We start from the raw sequence: 14,750 nt of genomic DNA, 5'->3' as shown, positions 1-14,750 counted from the left end.
GTGCGTCTCGTCATCGCCCGTTGCTCGGTCGACTACACCGGTCGACTCAATGCCCACCTCCCCCTCGCCACGCGCCTGCTCGTGCACAAGGGCGATGGGTCGCTGCTCGTGCACTCCGACGGCGGGTCGTACAAGCCGCTGAACTGGATGAGCCCGCCCTGCACCCTCACGGTGGAAGCACCCGAGGAAGAGGCGGCGAGCGTCGGGGTCACCGAGCAGTGGCGCGTCACGCACAAGAAGACCGGCGATGCGCTCGTGGTGAAGATCTACGAGGTGCTGCACGACACGTCGCACGACCTCGGCATCGACCCGGGCCTCATCAAGGACGGCGTCGAGGCCGACCTCCAGCGTCTGCTCGCCGAGCAGGTCTCGGTCGTCGGCGAGGGCCTCACGCTCGTGCGGCGCGAGTATCCGACGGCGATCGGTCCCGTGGACCTGCTGCTGCGCGACGACAACGGCGGGTCCGTGGCGATCGAGGTCAAGCGCCGCGGCGACATCGACGGCGTCGAGCAGCTGACCCGCTACCTCGACCTGCTCAACCGCGACCCGCTGCTCGCCCCGGTGAGCGGCGTGTTCGCCGCGCAGGAGATCAAGCCGCAAGCCCGCGTGCTCGCCACCGACCGCGGCATCCGGTGCCTGACCCTCGACTACGACGAGATGAAGGGCATCGAGTCGGGGGCTCCGCGGTTGTTCTGAGGCGCGCGCTCGCGTCGCTCTCACGCCGACGCGCCGGTAGCGTGGAGCCCATGCCCGTGCGCTCCCCCTGGTCGTGCGTCCTCTGGGACGTCGACGGAACCCTCGTCGACGCGTCCGAGGGGATCCTCCGCCGCCTCACCATCACCCTCGAGCACTTCGGGCGCAGGCCTCCGGTCCGCGGCGAGCTGTCGCACTGGATCGGTCCGCCGATGTTCGAGTCGTTCCAGGCCAACGTCGGAATGACCCCCGACGAGGCGACCGATGCCGTCACCTTCTACCGCACCCTGAACAAGAGCGAGGGCTACACCGGGAGCGCGCAGCTCTACCCCGGCGTCGCCGACATCGTGCACGATCTCCACGCGGCCGGCATCCCCCAGTCGACCGCCAGCTCGAAGCCCGAGGTGCAGGTCGTGGCGCTCATGGACCACTTCGGCCTCGCCCCCGACCTCGAAGCCATGGTGGGCGCGAGCCCCGACGAGCGGACGCTCAGCGCGAAGTCCGACATCGTGCGCGAGGCACTGCGGCGCCTCGAGGTGCGCGGGTACGACACCTCCCGCCCCGTGCTGATCGGCGATCGGCATCACGACGTCGAAGGCGGGGCGGATGCCGGTGTGCCGGTGATCTTCGTCCGGTGGGGCTTCAGCTGGCCGCACGAGGCCGACGGTGCGCAGGCGGCCGTCGACACCGCCGACGAACTGCGCGCGCTCCTGCTCGTGCCGGACGACGACCTCGCCGCTTCCGACGGTGTCTGACATCCCCTGGGCGCTGCCCGTGGCGATCGCCCTGCTCGCGGCGCTGCTCGTCGCGGGCGTGGTCGTGATCGTGGTGCGCGCCCGGCGGAGGTCGCCGCGTGCGGCCGCGGCAGCGGTGGACGCGCGATCGGCCGCGGAGGCGGCGCTCCTGCGCCTCGACGACGCGGCCACCGAACTCGACGCGGCCTTCGAAGCGGCCGACGCCCTCGGCGATGACGGGCCGACCGACCTGCGCCGCTCGCGGGCCGCGGTGCTGCGCGGACGCGATCGGGGGTTCACCGAAGTGGCGGCGCTCGCGGTGTCCTCCCGGCTCCCGGCCCAGCGCCGCGCCGACGGGCTGCGTCTGCGCGACGACCTGGAACGGCGGGTCGCCGCGGCCGGCGACACCCGCGACCGCCTGACCGCGTGGACTCGCGCGCACGGCAGCGTCACCGAGCGCGTCGCCGCGGCCCGCGCCCGTCGCGCGGAGATCGCCCGCACGTCGGGAGATCCCGCACGGCTCGTCGCCGAGTCCCGCGCGCGGTTCGACGACACCGAGTGGGCGGATGCCGACCGCGCCGACCAAGAGGCACGGGCGGCGCTCGCGCGCGCGGACACGGCGCTGGATGCCGCGGATGCCGCGATCGACGATCCGGAAGCCGCCGACGCACGGGTGCTCGAGGCGTCCCTCGAGCTCCGCCGGGCCGCGCGGCTGCTGCGAGCGGTCGAGGATGCCCACCGTGCCGTGCTGCAGGCGTCCGAGAACGCCGAGGCCGAGGTCTCCGCCGCCCGGTCCGAGATCGTCGCCGCCCTCGAGCTCGCCGGCGCCCGTCCCATCGGTGTCGCCCCCGACGCCACCGATCGCCTGCACGCCGCGGAGGAGGAACTGCACGCGGCGGCCGCGGGACTCCCGCTCCGCCCGCGCGCGGCGATCGAGACGGTGGCGCGTGCGCGCGAAGTCCGCGACGACGCGATCGGCGATGCCCTGACCGCACGTCGACGTCTCGAGGCGACGCGTGCGGCACTGCCGGGCACGCTCGCGTGCGCCCGGGCCGCCGTCGCCGCGGCCGAGGCCTTCGCCGACGCGCCTCCGATCGAGGAGCGGCTGCGCCTCGACGCCGCCCGGCGCGAGCTGGCCGCCGCCCGTGCGGCGCACGAGGCGGTTCAGGCGCTCTCCTCCGCCCGGGCGGCCTGGCGCGCGGTCGACGGCCGCTGACGGCCTGTCGCCCGATATCGTGGGCGGCATGGGGGAGCCTGTCACCGTCCATCGCCTCACCGCCACCGTCCGTCGCGTTCCGGTCACGGCGGCGCTGGCGCTGGTCCTGCTCATCGCGGGTGCGGCATCCGCGGCTCTGTGGACACCGTTCGCGGCGTCGTCCCTGCATGAGACGGTGGCCTACGGGCTCCCGGCGCTCGAAGCCGGCCGCTGGTGGACTCCGGTCACGGGCACGTTCTTCCTCTCGGTGCCGTGGCTGTACGCACCGGTGATCGTCGGGCTCATCGGGATGGGGTTCCTGGAGTTCCGCCGCGGGTCGCGTGTCGCCGCGTTCTACTTCGTCGGCGGACAGCTCGGTGCCGTCCTCGGTGCGTCGCTGGTGCTGTGGCTCGCGGCGCTGCTCCCCTGGCCGTGGGCGCAGGAGCAGGCCGGGGCGCTCGACGTCGGTCCCTCTCCTGGGATTGTCGCGTGTCTGGCGGCAGCCGTGACGCTCTTCCCGTCGCCGTGGCGCCTGCGCGCATGGACGGTGCTGATCGCCGTCCTCTCGGTGACGTTCCTGTACTGGGGGTCGCTGAACGACCTCGAGCACCTCATCGCCGTGGGTCTCGTGCTGGTCATCGACCGGTCTCTGCGGCCGCAGCGGGTCTCGGTCCGCGAGCAGCGTCTCATCGCGTTCGTCGTGGTGTGCGGCCTCGGCGCGATCGACATCCTCACGTACCTCAGTCCGACCACGGGCCCGTTCGGCGATTCCGCCCCCGTGTCGGGGTCGTGGGTCGATGTGGCCGTGAACACCGTGGTGGTGCTCCTCGTCGCGAACGGCATCCGGAGGGGGCGCCGGTGGGCGTGGGTCCTGCTGGTGCTGTACGGCATCCTGAACGCCGTCCTCCTTGCACTGGTCGCGCTGATCGTCGTCGCGATCGGTACGGGCATCATCCAGCAGACGGTGGATTTCGACCTCACCGTGACCCTGGCCTCCTCGGCCACCTGGACCATCGCCCTGGTGTACCTCATCCTCGTGCGTGCCGCGTTCCGCGCGCGGCCGAAGGCGACCCTCGGCGACGCGCCGGCTCCGTCGCTCGACGACGTGAAGGCCGAGCTGCGCGCCACGGGCGGCGGCACCCTGTCGTGGATGACGACGTGGGACGGCATGGCCTACGCCCGATTCGGACGCGGGATCGTCGCCTTCCAGCGCCGGTCGGGGGTCGCCCTCGTGCTCGGCGATCCGCTCGGCCCGGAGGAGACGCGCGCGGCGACCGTCCGCGCGTTCGTCGAGCGCGCCGAGAACGCGGGTCTGGCGCCGTGCTTCTTCAGCGCCGGAGAGGCCACCCGGGCCGCCGTCCCCGACGGATGGCGGAGCATCGTCGTCGCCGACGACACCATCGTCGACCTGCCGGGCCTGAAGTTCACGGGCAAGGCGTGGGGAGCGGTGCGGACGTCGTTGAATCGCGCCGAACGCGAGGGCATGACGTTCCGCCTGTCACGTCTGGCCGATGAGACATGGGGTGTGCGGCAGCAGCTGCGGGCCATCTCCGAGAGCTGGGTCGGCGACAAGGGGCTGCCGGAGATGGGATTCACTCTCGGCACGCTCCACGAGGCCGCCGATCCGGAGGTTCGCGTCGCGCTGGCGGTCTCACCGGCGGGCGACGTCGACGGCTTCCTGTCGTGGCTGCCCGTCTACGGTGAGGGGCGGGTGCGCGGGTGGACGCTCGATCTGATGCGCCGCCGCGACGGCGGCTTCGGCCCGGTGATGGAGTACCTGATCGGATCGTCCGCCCAGCAGTTCTCGGCCGAGGGCGCGGAGGTGCTGTCGCTGTCGGGAGCGCCCCTCGCGCACGAATATCCCCCGGATGCCGGAGCGATCGCCGACCTGCAGGAGCGCATGGCCACGATGCTCGAGCCCGTCTACGGCTTCGCCTCGCTGCACCGGTTCAAGCAGAAGTTCCATCCCCGGTACGAGACGATGCATCTGCTCTACCGGGACGAGGCCGACCTCACCCGCATCGGTGCCGCCCTCACCCGCGCCTTCCTGCCGCACGCCACGCTGCGGCAGTTCGCGGCCGCGGGCGTCGACCTGGTGCGGACCGAGCGGTAGCCCCCGGATCAGAGGGGGCGGATGTTCTCCGCCTGCAGACCCTTCGGGCCCTGCGCGACGTCGAACTCGACGCGCTGGTTCTCCTCGAGCGAGCGGTATCCGCCCGACTGGATGGCGCTGTAGTGGGCGAAGACGTCCTGGCCGCCCTCATCGGGCGCGATGAAGCCGAAGCCCTTCTCCGAGTTGAACCACTTGACCGTGCCCTGCGTGCTCATCGACGTGCCGTTTCCCACTCCTGCCGGCGCCGAGCGCGCCGATCTGTGCCCACGGTAACGGCACGGACCGGGCGGGCGCATCGACCCGTGACACAAACGTTGCACGACGTCATGGCGGCGATCGCCCCGTAAGCCCATACGACGCCCGGGCTGAGCAGAAGCTCGAAGCCCGGGCGTCGACGGATCCCCCCGGATATGTCACGCGAGGCGTGACGGCGATAACTGTACCGCCGCGCAAGCCCTTCGCGCGACACGAAAGCTGGGAATTCTTCACGTATGACGATGATCTGTGATAGCCGGGCGTCATAGAATCCGCGTGTGGACGAGCGGCGCCAGCCTTCCGCCCTCGTCGACGAGGCGTACGCCGCCCTCGGCGAGGCGATCGTCGACGGGCGCCTGCGGCCCGGCGACCGGCTCCGCGACGTCGAACTCGCCGCCCACATGGGCATCTCCCGGACCCCGGTGCGGGAGGCGTTGCAGCGACTCGCGGCGATCCGTCTGGTCGAGATCGCGCCCCATCGGTTCACGCGCGTGACGTCGCCGAGCGACAAGGAGATCGCGGACATGCAGGACTACGCGGTCCACATGATCGCGATGACCATGCACCTCGCCCTCCCCCGCTGCTCGGACGACGAGATCGCGGAGGGCGCCCGCCTGCTCGGCGGTCTCATGGATGCCGCCCGCGCCGACTCCTCCCCCGCGTACGTCGACGCGGGATACGCGTTCCTCGCCCACTTCACCCGCGCCTCACAGAACATCGTGCTGATGGAGACGTTGAAGCAGACCGCCTTCCTCCTGCGGCGGAACCTGCGCGGCTGGATGTGCGCGCACGTGGAGGGATGCGAAGAACTCTTCCTCCGACTCGCCGACCGGATCAGGGAGCGCGACACGGCACAGGCGGCGCACCTGTGGCTGCGGCTGCACGGCCTCTATTGAGCCCGCGGCGGCGAGCGCAAGGCATCCGTTCATCCGGGGCACGCCCGCTACCGTGACGTCATGACCCGCATCGAGCTCCGCGCCCTCCGTGACGACGACCGGGATGCCGCCTACGCGGCGGTGCGCGCGAGCGCGTCGACGTGGCCGCGCGGACAGGTCGACGATCGCGCGGCGTTCGACGCGTGGGTGGATGCCGACCGGGTCACGGCCCGCGCGATCGTGGACGGCGACGAGGTGGTGGGGCTCGCCGCCACGCTCGACGTCGACGGGGACCGCGAGGCCCTGCTCGCGGTGTCACCCGACACGTCGCGGGAGTCGGCGACGGAGGCGCTGCGGCTCCTCACGCGCGCCGAGCCGGAGCGCCCGCTGTACGCGTGCGTCGCGGCCGACGACGACCCCTCTCACGACACGCTCGCCCGGTTGGGCTTCGTGGAGCACGGGCGCGACGGCGCCGACATCGTCTACGTGCTGCCGCCGACGCTGGAGTGATCGGCCGGGCTCAGCGCCGCGCGAGGACGGCGACGACCGGGCGGTGATCGCTCCCGGCGTCGTCGAAGTCGGTACGCACTTCGAAGCCGCGCACGGCCCATGCCGATCCGACGAGCACGTGGTCGATCGGGGCGGCGAGCGCCGCCGGCAGCGACGTGGGCCAGGTGCCCCGGGCCGCTGCGCCCGCCTGCTGGGCGGCATCCTGGCAGTCGCCGACCACTCCACCGTCGCGTCCGAGACCCGATAGGTGGTCGAGCGTCGAGTTGAGGTCGCCGGCGAGGATCACATCGGGCCCGGTGCACTGTGCGGCGACCCAGTCGATGCCGGTCGACCACTCGTCGACGATGAGCGGCAGCGGGGGAAGCGGGTGCGCGGCGATGATCGTGGGTCCGGTGCCGTCGACCGGTCGCCAGACCCCGCTCGGCGCGCCGGGGGTCGAGCCGGCCTCGGTGTCGAGGACGTACGGGCCCAGCGAGTCCGCGACCAGGAGCGACGTCGGAACCGGGCGATCGCCCGGAGCCGCCTGTACGGTCGCGGCGGTCATCTCGATACCGTCGCGACGCAGGATGCCGACGACCTCGGCCGCCGCGTCCGCGTCGGTCTCGGGCAGGCTGACGACGTCCGCCCCGCTCTCCCGGACGAGCCTCGCGATGGCCTCCGGGGGCGCGCCGCCGCCGTAGGTGTTCCATACCGCGACGGTGAGGTCGCCCTCGCCCGTGGACCCGCCGACACCGCGGGCGAGGAGGACTGCACCGTTGCCGACCGCGGCCGCGCCGAGGGCGATGGCGAGCCCGAGGGCGACGGCGGCCCGCCGGCGGACGAGCGCGACGATCCCCGCCACGACGGCGAGCAGCCCGAGTCCGAGAGCGAGAGGCGCCCGGAACGAGATGGCGAGCGCGACGAACTGCCACCGCTGCGCCCCGATCACCTGCGGCCAGACGGCCAGCACCGCGAAGACCACGCCGATCGCGAGCGTCACGAGGAGGGGAAGTCGGCGGCGCGCAGCGGTCGGCATCCCCACAGTGAAGCGGACCTCGGTGAATGTTCGCCGAACCGGCCCTCCGCATACCCTAGGGGGGTATGGTATCCAGCATGAACGGGTACGACGGCCACAAGGACGACCTGCAGAAACGGCTGCGCCGCGTCGAGGGGCAGGTGCGCGGCATCGCGCGGATGGTCGACGAAGACAAATACTGCATCGACATCCTCACGCAGGTGTCCGCCGCGACGAAGGCGCTCGAGACCGTCGCGCTGTCGCTCCTGTCGGATCACCTCAGCCACTGCGTCGCCGAGGCCAGCGCGGAGGGCGGCCAGGTCGCCGCCGAGAAGATCCGCGAAGCCAACGACGCCATCGCCCGGCTCGTCCGGTCCTGATCACCGAGGAGAACACCATGAACGAACGCATCGATCTCGGTCTCCGCGAGGCGGCGGCATCCACTCCTCTTCCCGAGGGCGCGGTCATCCAGGAGATCGGCGTGACCGGGATGACGTGCGCGCACTGCGTCCGGAGCGTCACCGAGGAGATCTCCGAGATCGCGGGGGTGCAGGGCGTGTCCGTCGACCTGCGCGTCGGCGACGTCTCGCGCGTCACGATCGCCAGCGACACCCCGCTCGACGCCGCCCTCGTGCGCGACGCCGTCGAGGAGGCCGGTTACGCCCTGGCGGCCGACCCGTCATGAGCACCACCGACGTCGAGCTCGACATCACCGGGATGACGTGCGCCTCGTGCGCCACCCGGATCGAGCGCAAGCTGAACAAGCTGCCCGGCGTCGAGGCATCCGTCAACTACGCCACCGAGAAGGCGCGCGTGCGCGGCGACGACCTCGACCCGGCGGACCTCATCGCGGTCGTCGAGGCTGCGGGCTACGCGGCCGCGGTGCCCGCGCCGCCCGTCCCGGAGGAGGTCGCGACCGATCCCGAGACCGACGCCCTCCGCCGCCGGCTGCTCATCAGCCTCGCACTGGCCGTGCCGGTCGCGGTGCTGTCCATGATCCCGGCGCTGCAGTTCTCGAACTGGCAGTGGCTCGCGCTCACCCTGACCGCCCCGGTCGCGGTGTGGGGCGCGTGGCCGTTCCACCGCGCGGCGGCGGTCAACGCCCGCCATGGCGCCGTCACCATGGACACGCTCATCAGCCTCGGCGTCATCGCCTCCTTCGGCTGGTCGCTCTACGCCCTGTTCTTCGGCGGCGCGGGCATGCCCGGGATGACGATGAGCTTCACCCTCTTCGGCGCGCCCACCGCCGCCGCGCACGAGATCTACCTCGAGGTCGCCGCCCTCGTGACGGTGTTCCTCCTCGCCGGCCGCTACGCCGAAGCACGGGCGCGCACGGCCTCGGCGAGCGCGCTGAAGGCCCTGCTGAACCTCGGCGCGACCTCCGCCACCAAGCTCGAGGACGGCCGCGAGCGCACCGTCCCGGTCGCGAGCCTCGTCGTCGGCGACGTCGTCGTGGTGCGTCCGGGCGAGAAGATCCCGTCTGACGGTCTCGTCATCGACGGAACCTCGGCCGTGGATGCCGGCATGCTCACCGGCGAATCCGTGCCGGTCGAGGTGGCCCCCGGTGCCCGCGTCGTCGGGGCCACGATCAACGTCGGTGGACGTCTGGTCGTCGAGATCACGCGCGTGGGCGCCGACACCGAGCTCGCCCGCATGGGACGCCTGGTCGAGGAGGCCCAGACCGGCAAGGCCGAGGTGCAGCGGCTCGCCGACCGAGTCTCGGCGGTCTTCGTGCCGGTCGTCATCCTTCTCGCGATCGCGGCGTTCGCCGGCTGGCTCGGCGCGGGCGCCCCGCTCGAACTCGCGTTCACCGCCGCCGTGGCGACGCTCATCATCGCCTGCCCGTGCGCCCTGGGCCTCGCGACGCCCACCGCGCTGCTGGTCGGCACCGGGCGCGGGTCGCAGCTCGGCATCCTGATCCGCGGTCCGCAGGTGCTCGAGCAGACGCGCCGCGTCGACACGATCGTGCTCGACAAGACGGGCACCGTCACCACCGGCCGCATGGCCGTGACCGACGTGCTGCCCGCCGAGGGCGTGGACCGCGCCGAGCTGCTCGCGGCCGCCGCAGCCGTCGAGGGCGGATCCGAGCACCCCGTCGGTCGCGCGATCGCCGCGGCCGCGGGCACGGCGGCACCCGTCGAGTCGTTCGCCGCGCACGCGGGGTACGGCGTCCAGGGTGTCTTGGACGGTTCCGCCGTGGTCGCCGGGCGGCTGTCGTGGCTGCGCGATCAGTGGGCGGTCGACGTAGACGCGTCCTCGCTCGACGCACTGGCCGAGCGGGCCACGATCGTCGCCGTCGCGCGCGACGGGCGGTACCTCGGCGCGATCGCCGTCGCCGACACGATCAAGCCGACGAGCGCCGAGGCGATCGCGCGGTTCCGCCGCCTGGGACTCCGGCCGGTGCTGCTCACCGGAGACAACGCTGCGACCGCCGCCCGCGTGGGCGCCGAGGTCGTGATCGACGACGTCCGCGCCGAGGTGACACCGGCCGAGAAGCTCGACGTCGTCCGCGCGCTGCAGGCCGAGGGCCGGGTCGTGGCGATGGTGGGAGACGGTGTCAACGACGCCGCGGCCCTCACCGCCGCCGACCTCGGCATCGCGATGGGCGGAGGGACGGATGCCGCGATCGCGGCGAGCGACGTCACGGTGGTGTCCGGCGATCTGCTCGTCGTCGCCGACGCCGTCCGCCTCGCACGCCGCACGCTCGGCACCATCAAGGGCAACCTGTTCTGGGCCTTCGCCTACAACCTCGCCGCGATCCCGGTGGCGATGGCGGGACTGCTGAACCCGGTGGTCGCGGCCGCGGCGATGGCGCTGTCGTCCGTGTTCGTCGTGACCAACAGCCTGCGGCTGCGGGGGTTCCGCGCCGAGCCGACGGCGGCGCACTGAGGTCGCGTCATTCCGTCGGCCTGCGGACGGGGTCGCCGATCAGTTCGAGCGCCGTGACGACGAGGTCCCAGAACTTCGCGTGGTCCAGCTGCATGGCAGCGTGCGTGTGGCTCTGCGAGTCACGGGGGTGACGGAAGTCGACGACGGTCATGCCTCGTGTCAGCGTCCCGGTGAGCTCGACCTCGATGGGGACCGGAACGGTCTGGACGACGGATGGATCGATGACTCGTGCGACGGCCACGGGGTCGTGGACGGGAGGGGCGGCGAAGCCCTGCGTGTGGGCGTACGTCGTTGTGAAGAAGTGCAGGAGTTCGGTGACGAAGGCCGCCGGGCGGGTGCCTACGGCGGCGATGCGGTCGATCACGTCATCGGTGGCCAATGCCTGGTGGGTGACGTCGAGACCGCACATCGTCACCTGCCAGGGCGCATCGAACACGATGTGCGCGGCTTCGGGGTCGACCACGATGTTGAACTCGCTCTTCGGCCCCCAGTTGCCTTCGCTGTGTCCGCCGCCCATGAGCACGACCTCGTGGACACGGTCGATGATGCGTGGTTCCAGACGCGCGGCCAGGGCGATGTTGGTGAGCGCGCCGGTCGGGACGAGAGTGATCGTGTCGGCGGGATGTGTCATGACCAGTTCGATGATGAGGTTCACCGCATGCTGGTCTTCCACTCTCATCGTGGGATCGGGCAGCGTCGGCCCGTCCATCCCGGTGTCGCCGTGCAGGACGTCGGCGATCTCGAGCTCGCGGACGAGAGGGCGAGGGGAACCGGCCGCGAATCGGACGCCCGTGATGCCGGCGACCTCGGCGACGGCCAGCGCGTTGCGGGTGACCTTCTCGAGCGTCTGGTTGCCCGCCACGGTCGTGACCGCGAGCAGCTCGATGTCGGGGTGTCCGTGAGCGAGCAGTAGAGCGATGGCGTCGTCGTGGCCGGGGTCGCAGTCGAGGATGATCTTTCTCGCCATGTGAGGCTCTTTCTTCCTAGGTCGCCGGCGCCGAGATGGAGACCACGACGTCCACCGGTCACGCCACCCGCAGGTCGGCCTCGATGTCGCGGGCCGCGGCGAGCAGCGCGGGGATCAGCCGGTCGGCGACCTCGGCCTCGGGGTAACGGCCGCTCGACATCGACAGGTTGATGGCCGCGACCACCGCGCCGTCCCGGCCGTGGACGGGAGCCGCGAGCGACTGCAGCCCCGGTTCGAGCTCGCCGTCGACGCGGGCCCAGCCCTGCGCGCGCACCCGCTCGAGTTCCTGCCGCACGGCGGCGGGGTCGGTCAGCGTCCGGGGGGTCCGGGGCGCCAGGGGCTCGGCATCCAGGATTCGATCTCGTTCGTCGGCGGATGCCGCGGCCAACAGGACGCGACCCATGCTCGTGATCGCGGCCGGGAACCGCGTGCCGACGGTGATGCCCACCGACATGATCCGGCGCACGGGTACGCGCGCGACGTAGACGATCTCGGCGCCGTCCAGCACCGCAGCCGACGCGCTCTCGCCGACCGCGCGCGACAGCGCCTCGAGGTGCGGCTGCGCGACCTCGGGGAGCGACAGGGCCGAGAGGTAGCTGTAGCCCAGCTCCAGCACGCGCGGCGTGAGGGCGAACGAGCGCCCGTCGTTGCGCACGTAACCGAGGCTCTGCAGCGTGCGGAGGAAGCGGCCCGCGGCGGCGCGCGTCACGCCCGCTCGACGCGCGACCTCGCTCAGCGTCAGCTCGGGGTTGTCGGCGTCGAACGCGCGGATGACCGCGAGCCCGCGCACGAAGGCCTGCACGACCTCCCCGGGGCCGTCGCTGTCGTCCTCAGGCGCGGGGGCGAAAGGTTCGGCGTCGGTCACCGGCTCACCCTATCGATCCGTCGGTGAGCGACCTCACCGCTCCAGCACGACGGCGAGGCCCTGGCCCACGCCGATGCAGATCGCGACGACCGCGACTCCCGAGCCGCGGCGCGCGAGCTCGTGCGCCGCGCGGCCGATGATGCGGCCGCCGGACGCGCCGAGCGGGTGCCCGATTGCGAGTGCACCGCCGTGGACGTTGAGCTTCTCGGGGTCGAGGTCGGGCCACCCGGCCAGGCACGCGAGCGACTGCGACGCGAAGGCTTCGTTGAGCTCGACGAAGTCGACGTCGGCCCACGTCTTCCCGGCGCGCGCGAGCGCCTTGTTCGCGGCCTCGATCGGGGCGATCGGGAACACGTCGGGGTCGACACCGTGGGCCGCGCGACCCGCGATACGCGCCAGCGGCTCGGCATCCAGGGCCCCCTCGCCGCCGATGAGCACGGCGGAGGCTCCGTCGTTGATCGGCGACGAGTTGCCGGCCGTGACGCTCCCCTGCCCGTCGGCGGCGAACAGCGCCTTCAGCCCCGCGAGCTTCTCGACGGAGGTGTCGTCGCGGATGCCCTCGTCGCGGGTGAGCGCGACGCCGGGCACGGCCGCGATCTCGCCGTCGAAGACGCCCGCGGCCCACGCGGATGCCGCACGCTGGTGCGACCGCACGGCGAAGGCATCCTGCACCTCGCGCGTGATGCCCCACTCGCGCGCGATCTTCTCGGCGGATTCGCCGTTCGAGATCGTCCAGTTCTTCGGCAGGGCGGGGTTGGTCATGCGCCACCCGATCGCGGTGTTCCACATGGTCGCGTTGCCGACCGCCGGGAACGGCTTCGCGGCCTTCTCCACGACGTACGGCGCACGGCTCATCGACTCGACGCCGCCAGCCAGCACGATGTCGGCGTCGCCGGACTCGATCGCGCGCGACCCCTGGATCACGGCCTCGAGCGAGGACGCGCAGAGCCGGTTCACGGTGGCGCCCGTGACCGACGTCGGGAAGCCGGCGAGCAGCGCGCCGAAACGGGCGACGTTGCGGTTGTCCTCCCCGGCCTGGTTGGCATCCCCGAAGACGACGTCGTCGATGCGGGCGGGGTCCAGCCCGGTGCGCTCGACCGCCGCCTTCATCACCAGCGCGGCCAGATCGTCGGGGCGAACGGATGCCAGGGCTCCCCCGGCGCGACCGAAGGGCGTGCGGACGGCGTCGTAGACGTAGCTGGCGGTCATGTCAGGCTCCTTGCTCGATCAGCGTGAGACCGAGCAGTTCCTCGATCTCGGCGTGCGTGTTGTCGCCGAACAGTTCCCGCACGCGGAAGCCGTCGGGGGTGACGTCGAAGACGCCGTGGTCGGTGTAGACGCGGGAGACGCAGCCGACGCCGGTGAGCGGGTAGGTGCACGCCTCCACCAGCTTGGGGGCGCCCTGCTTGGTGAGCAGGTCGGTCATGACGTAGACGTCCTTCGCGCCGATCGCGAGGTCCATCGCCCCGCCGACGGCCGGAATCGCCCCGGGCTCGCCGGTCGACCAGTTCGCCAGATCACCGGATGCCGAGACCTGGAACGCCCCCAGCACGCACACGTCGAGGTGCCCGCCGCGCATCATGGCGAAGGAGTCGGCGTGGTGGAAGTACGCGGCTCCGGCGAGCGCCGTGACCGGCTGCTTTCCGGCGTTGATGAGGTCGGGATCGACCGATCCCTCGACCGGCGCGGGGCCCATGCCCAACATTCCGTTCTCGGTATGCAGCACGATCTCGAGCCCCTCGGGCAGGTAGTCCGCCACGAGCGTCGGGGCTCCGATGCCGAGATTCACCACGGCTCCCTCGGGGATGTCGGATGCCACGCGCGCGGCGAGCGCGGTGCGGGAGACGCGGGTGGTCATGAGTCCGCTCCGTTCCGGGCGAGCGGGCGCCCCTCGATGTCGACGCCGCCGACGAAGACGCCGTCCTGCAGCCACCGGCGCTCACCCACGGCCACGACCCGGTCGACGTACAGCCCGGGCGTGACGACGGCCTCGGGGTCGAGGTCGCCGAGCGGCACGATCTCGTCGACCTGCACCACGGTGGTTCTCGCCGCGGCGGCCATGATCGGCCCGAAGTTGCGCGCGGTCTCGCGGTAGACGAGATTGCCCCACCGGTCGGCGCGGTACGCGCTGACGAGCGCGACGTCGGCGTGGATCGGGTACTCGAGGACGTAGTCGCGGTCATCGATGCGCCGCGTCTCCTTGCCCTCGGCGAGCTGGGTGCCGAACCCGGTCGGCGTGAAGAAGCCGCCGATTCCGGCGCCGGCCGCGCGGATCCGCTCGGCGAGGTTCCCCTGCGGCACGAGTTCGAGCTCGATCCTGCCGTCGCGGTACAGGCCGTCGAAGACCCACGAGTCGCTCTGCCGCGGGAAGGAGCAGATCATCTTGCGCACCTGGCCGGCCGCGAGCAGCGCCGCGAGTCCGGTGTCGCCGTTGCCGGCGTTGTTGTTGACGACGGTGAGGTCGCGGGCGCCGTGCGCGATGAGCGCGTCGATGAGTTCGACGGGCTGTCCGGCACGGCCGAATCCGCCGATCATCACGGTCGAGCCGTCGGCGATGCCCGCCACGGCCGCCGCGACGTCGGGAACGGTCTTGTCGATCATGGTTCCCCTGTTCGTTCAGCGAACGCCTGTTCGTTTAGCGAGCATATCGCGGATGCCGA

Annotated in this window: 16 protein-coding genes; 9 read left to right on the top strand and 7 right to left on the bottom strand. The window is 72.1% G+C overall.

Translation table 11 applies throughout. From position 1 onward, the window contains the following. The 4 genes from nucS to QM517_RS15150 are packed head-to-tail and all read left to right on the top strand — an operon-like array spanning position 1 to position 4,735. Positions 1-696 carry an endonuclease NucS gene (gene nucS / locus QM517_RS15165; protein ID WP_283288577.1) on the top strand — a complete coding sequence of 232 codons (696 nt, stop codon included), beginning with the start codon at positions 1-3 and terminating at the stop codon, positions 694-696. A gap of 50 nt (positions 697-746) precedes the next feature. Then, complete coding sequence (locus tag QM517_RS15160) at positions 747-1,448, top strand: HAD hydrolase-like protein (RefSeq protein WP_283288575.1); 702 nt, start codon at positions 747-749, stop codon at positions 1,446-1,448. Continuing rightward, the gene (locus QM517_RS15155; RefSeq protein ID WP_283288573.1) at positions 1,441-2,643 is read left to right on the top strand and encodes a hypothetical protein; all 1,203 of its coding nucleotides are present in this window, start codon (positions 1,441-1,443) and stop codon (positions 2,641-2,643) included. The genes QM517_RS15160 and QM517_RS15155 overlap by 8 nt, the downstream gene beginning before the upstream one ends. A gap of 28 nt (positions 2,644-2,671) precedes the next feature. Next, positions 2,672-4,735, top strand: coding sequence for a bifunctional lysylphosphatidylglycerol flippase/synthetase MprF (locus QM517_RS15150; RefSeq protein WP_283288571.1), 2,064 nt, complete (start codon positions 2,672-2,674; stop codon positions 4,733-4,735). An 8-nt stretch (positions 4,736-4,743) separates the two neighbouring features. Here the strand turns inward: QM517_RS15150 and QM517_RS15145 are convergent, their stop codons facing one another. Continuing rightward, positions 4,744-4,950, bottom strand: a complete 207-nt coding sequence (locus tag QM517_RS15145) for a cold-shock protein (RefSeq protein ID WP_076492588.1) — start codon at positions 4,948-4,950, stop codon at positions 4,744-4,746. Between the two features lie 318 nt (positions 4,951-5,268). On the opposite strand from QM517_RS15145, the gene QM517_RS18720 reads away from it, so the two are divergent. Together QM517_RS18720 and QM517_RS15135 are read left to right on the top strand one after the other, a co-directional pair. Then, positions 5,269-5,886 carry a GntR family transcriptional regulator gene (locus QM517_RS18720; protein ID WP_283288568.1) on the top strand — a complete coding sequence of 206 codons (618 nt, stop codon included), beginning with the start codon at positions 5,269-5,271 and terminating at the stop codon, positions 5,884-5,886. Between the two features lie 60 nt (positions 5,887-5,946). After that, entirely contained in the window at positions 5,947-6,375 is a 429-nt protein-coding gene (locus tag QM517_RS15135) for a GNAT family N-acetyltransferase (protein ID WP_283288566.1), read from the top strand. 10 nt (positions 6,376-6,385) lie between these two features. Here the strand turns inward: QM517_RS15135 and QM517_RS15130 are convergent, their stop codons facing one another. Beyond that, positions 6,386-7,390 carry an endonuclease/exonuclease/phosphatase family protein gene (locus tag QM517_RS15130; RefSeq protein ID WP_283288564.1) on the bottom strand — a complete coding sequence of 335 codons (1,005 nt, stop codon included), beginning with the start codon at positions 7,388-7,390 and terminating at the stop codon, positions 6,386-6,388. A gap of 77 nt (positions 7,391-7,467) precedes the next feature. On the opposite strand from QM517_RS15130, the gene QM517_RS15125 reads away from it, so the two are divergent. The 3 genes from QM517_RS15125 to QM517_RS15115 are packed head-to-tail and all read left to right on the top strand — an operon-like array spanning position 7,468 to position 10,258. Further along, entirely contained in the window at positions 7,468-7,749 is a 282-nt protein-coding gene (locus QM517_RS15125) for a metal-sensitive transcriptional regulator (RefSeq protein ID WP_026095929.1), read from the top strand. Between the two features lie 17 nt (positions 7,750-7,766). Further along, complete coding sequence (locus QM517_RS15120) at positions 7,767-8,054, top strand: heavy-metal-associated domain-containing protein (RefSeq protein ID WP_077051023.1); 288 nt, start codon at positions 7,767-7,769, stop codon at positions 8,052-8,054. Beyond that, positions 8,051-10,258 (top strand): heavy metal translocating P-type ATPase, encoded by a 2,208-nt coding sequence (locus QM517_RS15115; RefSeq protein WP_283288558.1) that lies wholly within the window; start codon positions 8,051-8,053, stop codon positions 10,256-10,258. The genes QM517_RS15120 and QM517_RS15115 overlap by 4 nt, the downstream gene beginning before the upstream one ends. A 7-nt stretch (positions 10,259-10,265) precedes the next feature. Here the strand turns inward: QM517_RS15115 and uriH are convergent, their stop codons facing one another. Genes uriH through QM517_RS15090 form a run of 5 tightly spaced genes read right to left on the bottom strand, consistent with a single transcriptional unit; the run spans position 10,266 to position 14,691 of the window. Further along, on the bottom strand, positions 10,266-11,225 hold the full coding sequence (gene uriH / locus QM517_RS15110; RefSeq protein WP_283288557.1) for a uridine-preferring nucleoside hydrolase UriH: 960 nt from the start codon (positions 11,223-11,225) through the stop codon (positions 10,266-10,268). 58 nt (positions 11,226-11,283) lie between these two features. Next, positions 11,284-12,090 (bottom strand): IclR family transcriptional regulator domain-containing protein, encoded by an 807-nt coding sequence (locus QM517_RS15105; RefSeq protein WP_283288556.1) that lies wholly within the window; start codon positions 12,088-12,090, stop codon positions 11,284-11,286. Positions 12,091-12,123: 33 nt separating this feature from the next. After that, positions 12,124-13,299, bottom strand: a complete 1,176-nt coding sequence (locus QM517_RS15100) for a thiolase family protein (protein WP_283288555.1) — start codon at positions 13,297-13,299, stop codon at positions 12,124-12,126. A 1-nt stretch (position 13,300) separates the two neighbouring features. Continuing rightward, the gene (locus QM517_RS15095; protein WP_283288554.1) at positions 13,301-13,948 is read right to left on the bottom strand and encodes a 3-oxoacid CoA-transferase subunit B; all 648 of its coding nucleotides are present in this window, start codon (positions 13,946-13,948) and stop codon (positions 13,301-13,303) included. Continuing rightward, positions 13,945-14,691 carry a 3-oxoacid CoA-transferase subunit A gene (locus QM517_RS15090; RefSeq protein ID WP_283288553.1) on the bottom strand — a complete coding sequence of 249 codons (747 nt, stop codon included), beginning with the start codon at positions 14,689-14,691 and terminating at the stop codon, positions 13,945-13,947. The genes QM517_RS15095 and QM517_RS15090 overlap by 4 nt, the downstream gene beginning before the upstream one ends. Positions 14,692-14,750: the final 59 nt, after the last annotated feature.

The sequence above is a fragment of the Microbacterium sp. IEGM 1404 genome (assembly GCF_030056775.1).
In the GTDB taxonomy this organism is placed as follows: domain Bacteria; phylum Actinomycetota; class Actinomycetes; order Actinomycetales; family Microbacteriaceae; genus Microbacterium.
Note: the sequence above shows the minus strand (reverse complement) of the source record. Positions and strands in the feature narration are given on the sequence as shown.